The following is a 13,558-nucleotide window of genomic DNA, read 5'->3' as shown; positions in this document are numbered from 1 at the left end:
TCGGCCGATCCATCACCGGGGAACCAACTCGATCGCGCGCGCGACCTCTCCCAAGACCGGTCAACACACCGACAGGGACACACCTGCCGCCCGCATGACGGCACGACCCGAGGGACGACCGCCCATGCCATTCCTGGTCCCGCCCGACATCTCCACGACCGTCCACGGCCACATCACCGACGGCATCCGGGCGCCGAGCCTGATCCGGCTGTCGGACAACGCGGTGCTCATCCGATTCGAGACCCTGAAGATCTACGCCGCCCTCGGCGCGGTGCGGGCCCTGCTCGCCGACGGCACGGTGCGGCCCGGGGACACCCTCGTCGACAGTTCGAGCGGCATCTACGGGCTGGCCCTGGCGATGGTCTGCCACCGCTACGGCCTGCGCTGCCACATCGTCGCCTCGACCACGGTCACGTCGCCCATCCGGGTCCAGCTGGAGATCCTCGGCGCGACGGTCGACCAGATGCCCGCCGAGTCCGATCTGCGCCTCGACCAGGATCGCCGGGTCCACCGGATACACCAGTTATTGCGGGCCAACACCGACATGTACTGGATGCGCCAGTACCACGACCCGGTGCACTACCTCGGATACGCGGAACTGGCCGACCTGGTGCGCGCCGCGCTGCCGGACGCCCGCCTCGCCGTGGTGGCCGCCGTCGGCACGGGCTCGTCCAGCGCGGGCCTGATCCAGCCGCTGCGGCTGCACGACCCGTCGACCCCGCTGATCGGCGTCCAGCCCTTTGGCAGCGTGAGCTTCGGCAGTGAACGGTTCCACGATCCGGAGGCCATCATCGCGGGCATCGGCAGCGCCATTCCCTTCGGCAACGTCCGTCCCGAACTGTACGACCACATGCACTGGCTGACCTTCCAGCACGCCATGGCCGGCACGATCGGCCTGATGCGCACGCACGCCGTCTTCGCGGGCCTGTCCACCGGCGCCGCCTACCTGGTCGCCTCGCAGGAGGCGCGACGCCATCCCGAGCGCACGCTCCTCGTGATCGGCGCGGACACCGGACACCGGTACGTGGAGAAGGTCTTCGCCCGGCACCGGGAGGCGCTCGACCCGGACACTTTGAAGCCGACCGAAATCAGCTCCCTGGACGACCTCACACCGCCGTGGTCCGCCATGGACTGGGGCCGGCGCCGTTACCCACGGGCATGAGGCATGGCGGCGGCCCAGCCGACTCCGTCCAGGCCACTTCTCCCTGATTCGGATATGCCAAAGACCAGGAAAATGTGTACCCAAACCCGAAAGCGGAAGGCTTGTCGAGCCCTTGGAGCAGCGGATGAATTGGTCCGTTCGGCGTCAGTGAGAGCAGAAGCGGCTGGACCTCGCCGGTGTCGGATCAGGTCCAGCCGCGCCTGAGGGACGAGTTCGGCCCGGTTGTGGATGTGGCCGGAGCGAACTGAACGACAAACGCATCGATCGACGCAGCTTGGGACTAATGACGCCAATCGGAAATTATGGAAGAATCCACGCATCATGGAGCTGTGGTCGATGGTGCGCCCAGTGCGCGCGGCGATGTTCGCCGCGACGTGCGCCGGGCTCGCGGCCGGCGGCCACCTGGCCGGGGGTGGAGCGGTCGAACCGCTCGTCCTGACCATCGGCTTGGCCTTGGTGTTCGTCCCGGCCCTGGTACTGACGCGCCGCGAACACTCCATCGGCACGATCCTTCCCGCCGTGGCCGTCTGCCAGGTGGTTCTGCACCTCCTGCTCTCACGGTGCTCCCCTCCACATGAGATGGCCACGGCCGCGGACGGCATGACCGCGCACGGCATGTCGGTCGCATCGGACGGTTCGTCCGGCCTCGGCATGCTGCTGGCGCACGCGGTCGCGGTGCTGATCACCTCGTGGTGGCTCGAACGCGGCGAGGCGGGGCTGTGCGCCCTGGTCCGCTGCGTGGCCGTTTGGGCGCTGTGCTCCCTGTCCTGGCCGCGGCCCACCATCGTGCACGGCCCCCCGCGGACCAGAGCCGTTCCCGGTGGGCGCCGCCCTCTTCCCGCCCAGGCGCTGAGGCACGTCAAGTCGCGGCGGGGACCTCCGGCGCGCGTCGCCCTCGTCTGAACACGGCCAGATCCTCGCAGTGCCCGCGAACGCCCGGGTGCTCGCGACGGCTCGCGTCCTGATCTGATCGAGATCAGACCTGTGCGACGACCGAGACGAGGGTGACCCCGCCACCGGGTGATCTTGTGCCGTCCGGGCCTCGGCCATCCGCGGTACCACCACCCCGAACCCGGCGATGACGGTCGGCCGACCGCCGTCCCCGAAGACACGGCCGCGGCGACCAGCCCGCGGCTCGGCTCCCGATCACGAACAGTCGCCGCATCGAGACGCGTATCGCCGGATGGTGCCGTAGAGGCCATCGCGCATCCGCGGTCATGCCCCTCCGGCACGCGTCCCGCCACCCACCCCGACCGCTCAAAGGAACGATCAGCGTGAACACTGGCATCGACGACCAGCAACTCACCCGGCTCGCCCTGTCCGCCCGCCATGGAGCGCCCGCGGACGTGGAGGCGTTCGCCCGCGCCGTCTACACCGACGTACGACGCTTCATCTCCTACCTGGACGGCACCCACTGGGCGGACGACCTCACCCAGGAGACCTTCGTGCACGTGCTGCACAGCCTGCCCGCGTTCGCCGGCCGCTCCTCCGCCCGCACCTGGCTGCTGTCCATCGCCCGGCGGGTCGTCATCGACCGGTACCGGTCGGCCGCCCGCCGGCCGGTGGTCACCGACCTGGCCGACTGGCAGGGAACCGTGGAACGTGGTCAAGCCGCCACGCCCCCCGGCTGGGAGGAAGGCGTGGCACTGACCGCCCTGCTGGCCGAGGTGCCGTGGGAACGGCGTGCGCCGTTCGTGCTCACCCAGATCTTAGGACTGTCCTATGCCGAGGCGGCCGACGTCCTGGGTTGCCCGATCGGCACGATCCGCTCGCGCGTGGCACGTGCCCGCACGCAGCTGGTCGGCACCATCCGCGCCGCCGAGCGGATGGTCTGACCCGGCAGCCCCGGGACAAGGCGGTGCCATCAAGAGGGGTTTCCGTCGTCTTCCGGGCCCGAGCGATCGAGACATAGACGGCCACGCGCAGTCCACGCCCTCGCCGGTCCGGTACATACACGCGGAACCGGTCCCCGAGATCGGCGGCGAGCGCCGAGTAGTGCTGTGCTGGGGTGCGGGTCGTCCATCGGTTGAGGGCATGAGGGGACATGACGGGCCACGGCGGGTATCGGCCGGTGGCTCCATCGCCGAGTCGCGCTGGATCCGATCGACGGCACCGCGGCGTCTTGTCGCGACAGGCGTTTCGCCGGGCCGGGTGTGGGCGCGATTGCCTGGCCCGTGTGCCGAGCGCACCGATCCGCTTCGGAGGTATAGATGGGTCCAGAGGACGTTCGCCACGGCGGCGCCGACGTCGTCCTTTCGTTCCGATGACTGATCCCGAGGGGTATGCGCGGCGCGTTCGCGCCCGTCCTTACGGGCCCCGCGAGGTAGAGGCGGGCGGCGTCACCGTCTGGTTTCACGGGCCCTTCGCCGTGCTGACGCTCACCGATGGGCGAGCGGGCCTGACATTCCGGGCCGACCTCGATCTTTCGTCTGCGGGCTCCGACTTGCAGGAGTTGTTCGCCGCCGCAGGGCAAGGGGTGTCGGCCTGTTTGCGGCGTCCCGAATTGCTGGTCGGCGAACAGTCGCTCGCAGATGAGGACCGGACTGTGGTCAGCCGGTTCGCGGTGCGGCCGGTGTCGAAGGGTGTCTCGCTCACCGTGGAGGCTTCGGACGTGTCGATGGAGGTGACGCTGAGTGCCCGGGACATAGAGCTGCTTGCTGACGAGGTCGGCCATTGGATGCGAGCCTGAGCCCACATCCCGGCGTCACTCCCCCGCCAGTTCGCTCGTCCATTCCAGGCCCGCCGCGGCCACCAGGACCGCCAGCCGTCGTACCAGGCGTTCAGCCCGGTCCGGTGCGACGCCGAGGCCCTTCGCCGCCACCGCGACGGGGTCTGCGGGGCGGCCATTGCCGAGGGCGCACATTGCGGCGACGACGTCCTGGTAGGTCTTTCTGCGGGTCGCGCGCGGCTCCGGGTCGTCCGCTCCTGTGCGGAGCAGGTTGGCCACAACGGCGCGGGCTCGGGCTGCCTCTTGCGTGGCGAGGAGGGCCTGCTGGGGATCCGCCGCCGGTTCGGGTCCGTGGCCGATCGCCGATTCATCGATGTTGGCGGCGAAGAAGCCCGGGTTGACCGCGCGCAGGGAGGCCAGGGCCGTTCCCATGCGCCGGGCCGCCTCCGCCTGTGTCAGGCCGTGACGCACCCGCAGGTCGTCCGGTACCTGGAACGGGTCGGAGACCCGGCGCCGCATTCGGAACACCACCAGGGTGAGCATGTCCAGGATGGCGGCGTCCTCGCGGAGCGGAGCTGCCCAGGCGGCCTGCCGTAGATCTCGCTCCGGACGGGCGGAGGCGCCCCGGCTGACGGCGTCGGTGCGCCTGGTCCCCTCTTCCAGATGCCGCAGCGGGTAGTGGACGAGCTGGGCCCGGGCCGCCCGCAGCCATGCGGGCTCGGCGTCGTTCCCTTCACCCTGGAGAGCCTTCGCCCAGGTCGCGATGTCCTCGTCGCGCGCGGCGGCGGACAGCAGGTGATCGCGCACCAGGGTCATCTCGCGGACGGGCTCACCCGACCGCGTCGTCGGAACCGGCCCGGTGAGCGCGGACCTCAGGCGGTTGAAGCTCTGCCGGAGCAGGTCATCGGCCGTGGCCTCGCATTCGGCGCACCACCGTTCGCCGGCCGGCCCTTCGCATGTCCGGCCGGCGTGCCGGGCCCGCCGCAACGGTCCGCGCGCGACGGCGCGCAGTGCCGGGGAAACGAAGGTGTAGAACGCCGGGAACGCGATCGCGTCGTCGCGGTCGGCCAGATGGACGATGGGCCGCACGAAACCTCCTGGGGCAGATCGAACAGACCGGGCGTCTCGCAGGCGGGGAGCCTGGAGACCCGGTCTTCCTCAGGAGGCGTGAACCTCGCAACGCTCTTCGGCCGCGGCCGTCGAACGAGGGCCATTATTGGAGGCGCCCGCTGATCACGTCAAGCGATCGCGCGTTCTCGCGTCCTTTCGCGCCGGTCGCCACCCGGAGCGCGTGTTCTGACTTTCGGTCCACCGCGGGCACGATCGTCTGCGAGGGAAACTCGCCCTTCCGATCTCCGTGTTCACCGAGCCGTTCCGCCATCAATTCCTCTGCCTGAAAGGAAATGGTCGGTCATCGGGCTTCTTCGCCCAGTGCCTCAAGCTGCTCGCGCAGCTGCGTGTAGCGGGCGACGAGTTCTGGATCGGCAATGCTCTGGCCGGTGTCCGGGGCGCCGAGTCGGTGAAACGACTCGGCGGAGGCACGGAGGGCATCGAGGATCATCTTCGGGGCGGGCGGCGTCTTGGACGGCCGTCGTCCACGGGCGGGAGACGGACGCCGCTCATGGCGGGACCTGTCCAGCAGGTGGGCGTACGGACTCGCGTTGCGCTGGTTGTTCAACGCGCCGAGCGCCGGGAATTCCGCCCTCAGGGCTTTCCACTCCTCCCAGTCGAAGAGGCCGGGGCGCAGCACTTCGACCGCCGCGTAACAGGCCGGCCACGGCTCGTCCGCCAGGACGTGCGCGATGAGTTCGAGGCGCGCGCGGGCGAGGGCGTAGCGGGCGCCCCTCGTCATCGTGGTGTCCGCCGGGCCGTACAGGTCGTGATGGAACCGGTCCGCGGCCTCGCGGGCGCCGGAGAGCGCGCGCGAACCGTTGGCGAGGAGCTGACGTGCCGTTCGGGTGTCGAGGCGGCGGACGGCGGACGAGGCGAGGCGGGCCAGGCGGGCGTCCATGCCGAGGCGGCACAGGGTGAGGCCGGCCTCGTTGATCACGGTGCGGAGCGACCGGTCGCGGCCCAGTTCGGCGACGCGGAGCGGGCAGGCGGCGTTCAGGGACCACTGGACGCCCGCGGCGACCATGCCGTTCAGTGTCACGGGCTTGCCGGAGTTGATAACGAGGAGGACCTCGTCCACGTCCCGCAGGCTCGTCGATCCGTACCGGCCGTTCGGCCTGGCCTTGCCGAGTTCGCCGAGAAGGGCCGCGTTGATCTCGGCGGCGTCGCCGGGTTCGGTGGAGAGGGGGCCGATGACGTCGGCGTCGAGGCTGCCGGCCGGGGCGGTCGCGCGGGCGAGCGTCTCCCAGGAGCGGGCGCGGTCCATCGTCTCGGCGCTGGCGAGCAGGCGGAGCCTGGTCCTGCCGGGGCGGGCGAGGGCCCCACGGCGCCGGGACGCCCAGTTGATGACCTCCCGGACGGCCGCGTGGCCCGCGCCGTCGCTCGGGTCGTCTCTGGTGCCCTTCCCGACGCACATCATCACCAGGACGTCTCCGGTGCCGAGGACCGGCCATGCCGTCCTGCCCCGCTGTTCCACCAGTTTGGGGACGATGTCGCCTGATTCCCATTGGTCGGCGTTGTCGAGCAGCGAGCCGGGCAGGCGGCGGGTTCCGGGCGGGGTGAGATGGGCGCCGTGCGAGGCGCTCGCCTCGTAGAAGGCGATGAACTCGGCATCGCCCACCAGCTGTGCGTGCCGTGCTCTGGGCACGGGTGAGAGCCTGCGGCGGGCCTCCTTGATGTGGACGGCGCCGCCGTGTCGCTCCGGGTCGCTGAGCCTTTCCGCGAGGTGCTCGATCACCCGGTTCGCCGAGGCGGAGAGCGCGGCGGCCTCCTTCTTCGACGGCCTGCCGATGCGCTGGGTGAACCAGGTGCGCAGCAGCGAGTGGTCGATGGCTTCGCCCCGGGCGAGACGCTCGAAGAAGGCGGCCTGGACGGTCGGCCAGAGCTCGGTGAGCTTGTCGAGTTTTCCCTGGTCGAGGCCCGGGACGGGGGTGGCGGTCTCGGCGAGGCCGATGTCGGCGCGCTGGCGTGCGGCGAGCAGCCGCCAGATGTCGGCGTTGTCCGGGTCGACGGTGACGAGCTCGTCCCAGAAGCGGTGCCGCAGCAGCCAGTTGTGGAGAGTGTCGCTCGGGTCGATGAGGTCGCGCAGGCGGTAGGCGGCGGACGGTTCGTCGACCGGGAGGAAGGTCACCGGCACGCCCGACTCGATGCCCGCGAGGACCGCCCCCGCGCCGAGGGCGTAGGAGCCGCTGCCGGACGTCACCAGGCACTCGGCGGGCCTGATGGCGGTCAGCATCGCCTTCAGCGGCTCGACGCCGTCGCGGACGGTGGGGGCGGCGATCCTGGCGATGTGGACGCGGCTCTCCGGGAACGTCCTGCCCCACAGGCCCTCCGCGGAGCACAACAGCTCCTTCATCCGCTCGGCGTGCTCCGCGAAGGGCCGCGGCGAGGGGCCATGGACGTTGGTCGTCGCGATGATGAGCAGGCCGCTGACGCCCGTTCCGGTCTCGGCGAGTCCTTCGAGGACCTTCCGCAGGGGGCGGCGCCTGCCGGGGGTGCCGTGGAAGTCGACCGGCGCGGGGGACGTGGCCATCGGCTCCCAGCCGAGGTCGCCGCCGCCGATGGGGTGGATCAGCAGCGGAGCCGTGCCCGGCGGGTCAGTCCTCGCTCCTGTAGACGTCGAGGTCACGTCCGCGGGGGTCACCGGCGGCGGGGAGAGAGCGGCCTCGTCCTGGTGCAACGTTCCTGTCCTGGATTTTCTCGTTGGCGGTGAACCACGCGTACGACTCGCCCGCCGGGTTCGGCGGTGTGCGCCGGGCCCGCATCTCCGGCGGCCGTGCGCGGGGATAGTGGACGGGGACGTCGTCCCGGCCCTGGGCGGCGGCCGTGAACGCGCTTTCGATCTCGGTGAATCCCGGCTGCCGCGAAGCCAGTTCCCGGAAGGCCCGAACGCACGTTCGCGTCACGGTCTCCGCGGGTGATTCGGGAAGTTCGCCGGTGAGATCGCGATAGTACTCCGCCCATTGCGCGCCGGTGTGCAGGTTCGTCCGCCCCGGGTCCAGCGCGAGGTGGACGCTGCCGAAGCCGAGCGGCTTTCCGAAGCCGAGGCGATGGTGATGGTCCTCGCCGAGGGTCAGCAGCCAGAGCAGCGCGCCGAGTTCGACCTCGGGAATGTCGCGTACGCCGATGGTGAAGGTGAATTCGGTGTCCTTGGCGATCCAGCCGAGGACGGAACGGTTCTGCTTGTCCCGCTGCGGCCGACCGGTCGTCTCGTATGCGGACCTGTCGCGGGTGAGGGACATTTCCGTGGCGGCGGGTTCGTTGGGCCGCCGGTACTCCCGGTAGAGAACGCCGTCGATGAGCCGCTGTGTGGGGTCGCCCATGGAGTCAGGAGGAATGGTCCAGTACAGCGCGCTGCCGGCGGCCCGCTTGTGGTGCCAGTAGACCTTTCGTCCCCGGAGGGCACGGTCGCCGGTGCGGTGCACGTCGTTCTTGGACGTGCCGTCGTCGATAGGACGGCCGGGTTCGGTGGCGCTGCGGGAGAGGTAGAAGCGGCTCTGGGTCGGTTTCGGCTGGGAGAGGATCGCCAGCGGAAGTCCCGTCCCGGAGAATCTGACGACGGCCTTTTCCGCGGCGGTGAGGCAGGTGACGTCGCTGACGCGCAGCCGTCCGCGGTAGGCGGCCGGACGGGTACCGGACCCTTCTTGGGCGACCCAGCCGAACACGCGGTCGGCCGGAGAAAGCTCGCTGTAGGAGGACGCGGGTTCCACCTTTGACGGAACCATCTCCGCCGGCTTCGAAACGGAGAGCTCGCGCGGGATCATGACCGGATACAGCGCCTCGATCCGGTCGTCCTTCTCGTACGCCCAGCAGAACGTCCCCGGAGTGAGACCGCGTCGTTCCTCGCTGGTCCGATGGGGGCTGATGTCCAAGTCGCCGTCGGTTTCGATGTCCTGCTGTTGCTTCCGATAGTGGTCCATGAGGGCGTCCCAGCGGGCGCGAAGCTCATCGGTCAGCTCGACCGGCACGATCAGGTTCGGCCTGACGAACACCCGCTCGTCGCGTTTCCTCTCCGCGTTCCGGCCGGTGACGAAGACGTACCCTTCTCTCCAGCCGTCGCCGGGCCGCCGCTCCGTGAACAGCTTGATGCCGGTGACTTCTTCGGCGTTCTTGCCGCGTTTGGTCCTGACCCAGACCCTGCGGCCGTGCTCCGGGGGCCGGTCCCTCGAATACCGTGGACCGGGCTCGTCGCGATATGAGGAGAGCCGCGCGGGGATCCAGTACTCCAGCCTTTTGCCGTCCTCACTGACGCGGACGGGTTTCATGTCGCGCGCGTCGTCGGCGACGCGCCGCCATCCGAGCGGCTCGCCGTGCCCGATGAAGACACCGAACCGGCTGTTGGTGACGGCCTCGTACGAGGCTCGCAGCATTCCCTTGAGCGCGGTGGCCGGCAGGTGAGGGCGGCCGTTTCTGAGGAGCACCGGGTAGACGAGGTGCTGGTCCTCGGTGTCCGGCGCGTTCTGGGCGCGGGCGGTGTCGAGCAGCAGCAGGGGCGTCCGGACGGTCAGCCGGACGCCGATCGTCCCCGTCAGATTCTTCTCGTGTAGACGGTCGGCGCCCGATGGAACGGCGTCGGCGAACGCGCCGGTCATCCCGTCGCGGGGGAAGGCCGGGACGAAGGAGTAGGGGTTGAGGAACGGTTCCGTGATGTCGCCGTTCCCATTCCCGGCGTTCCGCCTCCGCTGTTCCTTCGGCTTTCCGGACGAGGCGCGGGCCTGCGGCGGCCGAGGTCGAGGGGCGGCGGCCCCGGGCTTTCTGCGGAAATTGACCGTGGCGGGGTTGGGGCCTTTGCTGTCGGTCATGCCTTCTCCCTGCGCAGTGGCTCGGAGACCTCGAAGGACACGAGGCGTTCTTCCGCGATGTAGGCGTTGCCGTGGTCGGGGTCGCGCGCGATGTACTCGCGGGTCGTCAGGGCGGCGTGGGCCCCGGCCGGAAACTCGCCCGGGACGCGCAGGCGGCCGATGCGTTCCCGGGTGAACGTCGTCCAGCCGTCCGATGTCCCGGCGGCCTTGCCCCACAGCAGGTAGCCGCCCTCCACGGTTCCGGCGGCCTCCAGCGGCTCGCGGGCGGTGAAGGCGGCGGGCAGGACGTCCGGATCTTCGCTGAGCACGACGGCGGCGCCCCGGCCGGCCGTGTCGACGAGCCAGCGCAGCTCGGCGCGCCCGTCGAACACTCGGGCCTCGAAGACGCCGTCGGGCGGGGAGCGGCGCGCCTCGTCCGCCGTGACGACCGCGTACCGCCAGGGCGTGGTGAGCAGCGCGATCCCGTCCGGCGCGCTCTCCATGGCCTCGGCGAAGGTGAGGTCGTCGCGGCCGGCGACGGCCAGGACCGTGCCGGTCATCGTGCTCCTCCCGTGGGTTCGAGCGTCGTGTACTCGCGCCACGCTGCCGCCGGGCCCTCGCCCCGGAGGGCGTCCGCGAGGGTGGTGCGCGACGTCCAGCCGTTGCCGCGGAACTCGACGGACGTGATCGTGACGTCGCCGAACCCCCGGTTGACCATGCCGCCGAGCGGGATCCGGCGCCGTTCCAGATCGCGCAGGACGAGCAGGAGCAGCGCCACCGCGACGTCGCGGTGGCCGCCGAGCCGGGTCAGGTCGACGGTCAGCCGGATCGGCTCCCAGTCGATCCCGTGCGGTTCGAGGACGCTGAACAGCAGGTGGTCGGCGGCGCCGCCCGTCCAGCGGTCGATCGCGACGTGGTCGGCCTGGTCGAGGCCGCGGGCGGCGAGCGCGTCGCGCACGGGCGGCCGCAGCGCCGGGTCCGGGTCGTCGTCCGGCAGGCCGTCGACCACGATGTCCCACACCTCGGACGGGACGGCGGTCTCGCTCACGCACTCGTGGACGCGCAGGGCGCCCGCGCCCCACGGGTGGCCGCGGGCGTCCTCGCGGCGGGCCGCGCCGAACAGCGCGCGGACGGCGTCGAGCTCGTCCAGCTGGTCGAGGAACGCTCCGGCGTGCCGCCGCGCCGCGTCGTCGTCCTCCCCGTCGCGGAGCGGAGGCGGCGGGGCGTCCAGGCCGCGGGCGGTGCGCTCGATGAACTCGGCGTGGCCGCGCAGGGCGCCCTTGAGGGAGCTGCCGCTCAGCGTGAGCCTGACCGCGTCCCGCCCGATCTCCGTGGTCAGCGGAAGCGTGTTGATCGCGGCGCCCTCCCCGGTGGCGCGGACCATGACGGGCGCGTCGGGCCTCCACCGCAGCTGGACGGTGAGCATCTCGCGGCGGGCGGGCAGGTCGGCCGCGCTCTCGTCCACCCGGGACTCGTCGAACGGCTCCGGCTCGCCGCCGAGGAAGGCGAGCAGGCCGGCGCGGCCGGTGAAGTCGTGCTCGTGGACGGCGAGCGGCGACGGCAGCAGCGTCACCACGCCGAGGCCCCTGCCGTTCCCGGCGCCGAGACCGACCTCCTCGGCCTTGAGCGCGGCCAGCAGGGCGTGCAGCCGGGCGCGGTCGCGGTCGAGGTGGTCCAGGGTCGTCTCGATGTCGAGCTCGAAGGCCAGGTAGCGGCCGGGCGGGACGATCGTGCGCGCGTACAGGAAGCCCGGGGCGGCGGCGCCGGTGACGCGGTCGATGCCGACGCCGTGCCTGACCGGGAGCGACCGCGGGTCGAGCGGATCGTCGGGGATCCCGTCGCCGTCGGTGCCGGTGGTGGCCGTGATCACGGCGTCGCGGACGACGACCCGGCTGGCCCGGGCCCCGCCCGGCTCGCCGTCGTCGGCGAAGCCCCACAGATCGTCCAGGACCTCCGGCCTGGGATCGGCGCCGCGCATCCAGGCGCGCAGGGCTCCGGCGAGGCTCGTGCCGGGCACGTAGACGCGGTCCTGCCCGTCCACGGCGACCGGGAGCGCCTCGGCCGGGTCGACGGCGACGCCTCCGACGTGCAGCGGCGTCTGCGTGCGCAGCCAGCCGCGCACGCGGAGCCGCCGGTCCATCGGGCGTCCTCTGGCGGGAGTCATGCGCGCGCCTCCTCGGGGTGGGCCTTGCGGCGGCCGTGGGCGGCGAGGCACGCGGTCAGCAGCGATCGCAGCGCGTCCGCCCGCAGGTCACCGGACAGGGCGTCCAGGCCGCCGTCGGTCAGGGTCAGCTCGGCCCGGTCGGTGAAGCCGAGCGTCTCCCACACGTCGTCCTCGACGAGCAGGGCGCGGATCGCGGCCGTCGCGTCGGGCGCGTTCCAGCGGCGGGTGAGGGCGGTGACGCGCCCGTTCAGCCGGCCGGGGTCCTCGTCCAGGTGGTCGAGCAGGCGGCGCAGCGCGTTCAGCCGGGTCGTCGACAGGCCGATGAGCGGGCCGAGCACACGGTCCGGGTGCGCCGCGCGCTCCTCGGCGAGCCGCCAGATCTCCGTGCGCCACGCGGCCGTCTCGATCAGCCGCGCCCCGGCATGCCCGGGGTCCTCCGCAGACAGGGTGCGCGTGACGGGCGGCACGGCGGCGGGTGGTTCCGCCGCGCGCACGCCGCCGGTCTTCGCGGGCACGCCGCCGGTGAGGAACGGGTCGTTGAGGCGGACGCGGCCGAAACCCTCGCCGCGCCGCTCACCGATGCCGGACGCCTCGACGGCGGCCAGGGCGTCCGCGCCGACGGCGCCCTCCGCGACCTCGAAGGTCAGGCAGCCGCCGGCGGCGAACCCGAGGAGGACGGGCCTCGGCAGCCGCCACTTCCGGTGCCAGGACTCGGTCCGGGCCACCTCGTAGCTGGTCGGTATCCGGTCGGCCTGCCTGAGGACGGGTTCGAGCTTCACCCCGTCCGCTCCGGCCGCCGCGAACGCCTTCGCCAGCACGCGGGCGAAGTCCTTCGGGTCATCGCTCGGAGCGAGCCGCTCGTCGCGGACGAGGACGTCCGACAGGAGCCAGACCCGCAGCCGGCCGCCGATGCCCACCGGCGCGTGCTCGCTTTCCAGGTCGCCGGGCTCGGCGGTGACGGAGACCAGGCCGTAGTCGTCCTTGCTGGACCGCCCCAGCCGCCATTGGCCGTTCAGCCTCGTCCACCAGCCCTGGGCGAGGACGCCGCGCCGGACCCGGACCTCGGCCGCGAGGACCGTCCCCGGGGCCAGCGCCTGATAGACGTACACGCCACCGACGGCCTCGGCCGGACGCTGCGTCTCGTCGTCGATGGTGTTGTGCATCCTGAGGACGAAGCCCGGCGACGTCACCGCCACATCCGCCGTGCCGGCGACATATCCCTCGCGCACCCGCTTGAAGGCTCTGCCCTTGGGGACGCCCTCCGCCATCCGGTTGAGGTAGACGTCCCCGTTCTCCTTGTCGCGCTCGAAGACGCGGGGGACGGGCCGTCCCGGAGAGCCGTCCACCCGTAGGGTCGCGGGGGTCACGACGAGGTCCCCGCAGCGCGCCGCCGCGGCGGCGGCCTCCGAATCCAGGCGGCCCAGCACCGGCCCCAGCAGCATCCAGCCCGGGGCGTGGTCCCGGCCCTGCACGAGGTTGCCGATGCTGCGGCCGTGGGCGAGAAGGGGCGTTTCGAGAGTCATGTGCAGGACGGCCCGTTCCCAGCCGTCGTCCGGTTCCCGCCGCACGGCGCCGTCGGGGCCCGCCGGCGGTTCGGGGTCGGGCGGCGGAACCGGCTCGGCGGTCCAGCGCGCCAGGTCGCCGGCGCTCGGCGGCAGCCCCGCGCCGCCGAG

The 13,558-nt window shown here is 71.9% G+C and carries 10 protein-coding genes; 4 read left to right on the top strand and 6 right to left on the bottom strand.

What is annotated here, in order from left to right:
* Positions 1 to 124: 124 nt before the first annotated feature.
* The 4 genes from E1291_RS18315 to E1291_RS18300 all read left to right on the top strand — a co-directional run bounded on the left by E1291_RS18315 (position 125) and on the right by E1291_RS18300 (position 3,851).
* Positions 125 to 1,162: a pyridoxal-phosphate dependent enzyme gene (locus E1291_RS18315; protein ID WP_131739037.1), complete on the top strand. Its 1,038-nt coding sequence runs from the start codon at positions 125 to 127 to the stop codon at positions 1,160 to 1,162.
* A 336-nt stretch (positions 1,163 to 1,498) separates the two neighbouring features.
* Positions 1,499 to 2,065: an MFS transporter gene (locus tag E1291_RS18310; protein WP_131739036.1), complete on the top strand. Its 567-nt coding sequence runs from the start codon at positions 1,499 to 1,501 to the stop codon at positions 2,063 to 2,065.
* A 371-nt stretch (positions 2,066 to 2,436) separates the two neighbouring features.
* On the top strand, positions 2,437 to 2,997 hold the full coding sequence (locus tag E1291_RS18305; protein WP_242614224.1) for a sigma-70 family RNA polymerase sigma factor: 561 nt from the start codon (positions 2,437 to 2,439) through the stop codon (positions 2,995 to 2,997).
* Positions 2,998 to 3,425: 428 nt separating this feature from the next.
* Positions 3,426 to 3,851 (top strand): hypothetical protein, encoded by a 426-nt coding sequence (locus E1291_RS18300; protein WP_131739034.1) that lies wholly within the window; start codon positions 3,426 to 3,428, stop codon positions 3,849 to 3,851.
* Positions 3,852 to 3,866: 15 nt separating this feature from the next.
* Here E1291_RS18300 and E1291_RS18295 read toward each other — a convergent pair whose 3' ends face one another.
* The 6 genes from E1291_RS18295 to E1291_RS42055 all read right to left on the bottom strand — a co-directional run.
* Positions 3,867 to 4,919 carry a hypothetical protein gene (locus E1291_RS18295; RefSeq protein ID WP_131739033.1) on the bottom strand — a complete coding sequence of 351 codons (1,053 nt, stop codon included), beginning with the start codon at positions 4,917 to 4,919 and terminating at the stop codon, positions 3,867 to 3,869.
* 322 nt (positions 4,920 to 5,241) lie between these two features.
* Complete coding sequence (locus E1291_RS18290) at positions 5,242 to 7,569, bottom strand: hypothetical protein (protein ID WP_131739032.1); 2,328 nt, start codon at positions 7,567 to 7,569, stop codon at positions 5,242 to 5,244.
* Positions 7,538 to 9,742: a TIGR03986 family type III CRISPR-associated RAMP protein gene (locus tag E1291_RS18285; protein ID WP_131739031.1), complete on the bottom strand. Its 2,205-nt coding sequence runs from the start codon at positions 9,740 to 9,742 to the stop codon at positions 7,538 to 7,540. Before E1291_RS18285 ends, E1291_RS18290 begins: the two co-directional genes overlap by 32 nt.
* Positions 9,739 to 10,281 carry a type III-D CRISPR-associated protein Csx19 gene (csx19, locus tag E1291_RS18280; RefSeq protein ID WP_131739030.1) on the bottom strand — a complete coding sequence of 181 codons (543 nt, stop codon included), beginning with the start codon at positions 10,279 to 10,281 and terminating at the stop codon, positions 9,739 to 9,741. The genes E1291_RS18285 and csx19 overlap by 4 nt, the downstream gene beginning before the upstream one ends.
* The gene (locus tag E1291_RS18275; RefSeq protein WP_131739029.1) at positions 10,278 to 11,885 is read right to left on the bottom strand and encodes an RAMP superfamily CRISPR-associated protein; all 1,608 of its coding nucleotides are present in this window, start codon (positions 11,883 to 11,885) and stop codon (positions 10,278 to 10,280) included. Before E1291_RS18275 ends, csx19 begins: the two co-directional genes overlap by 4 nt.
* Positions 11,882 to 13,558: hypothetical protein (locus tag E1291_RS42055; RefSeq protein WP_207400794.1), on the bottom strand; the 1,677-nt coding region annotated here is incomplete at its 5' end. The genes E1291_RS18275 and E1291_RS42055, both read right to left, overlap by 4 nt.

The sequence above is a fragment of the Actinomadura roseirufa genome (assembly GCF_900659635.1).
GTDB classification, from domain to species: Bacteria; Actinomycetota; Actinomycetes; order Streptosporangiales; family Streptosporangiaceae; genus Spirillospora; species Spirillospora roseirufa.
This window is presented reverse-complemented; position numbering and strand designations above follow the sequence as displayed.

Coding starts and splice junctions, on each gene's coding strand:
- E1291_RS18315 (WP_131739037.1), top strand. CDS start 125: ATGCCATTCCTGGTCCCGCCCGACATCTCCACGACCGTCCACGGCCAC.
- E1291_RS18310 (WP_131739036.1), top strand. CDS start 1,499: ATGGTGCGCCCAGTGCGCGCGGCGATGTTCGCCGCGACGTGCGCCGGG.
- E1291_RS18300 (WP_131739034.1), top strand. CDS start 3,426: ATGACTGATCCCGAGGGGTATGCGCGGCGCGTTCGCGCCCGTCCTTAC.
- E1291_RS18285 (WP_131739031.1), bottom strand. CDS start 9,742: ATGACCGACAGCAAAGGCCCCAACCCCGCCACGGTCAATTTCCGCAGA.
- csx19 (WP_131739030.1), bottom strand. CDS start 10,281: ATGACCGGCACGGTCCTGGCCGTCGCCGGCCGCGACGACCTCACCTTC.
- E1291_RS18275 (WP_131739029.1), bottom strand. CDS start 11,885: ATGACTCCCGCCAGAGGACGCCCGATGGACCGGCGGCTCCGCGTGCGC.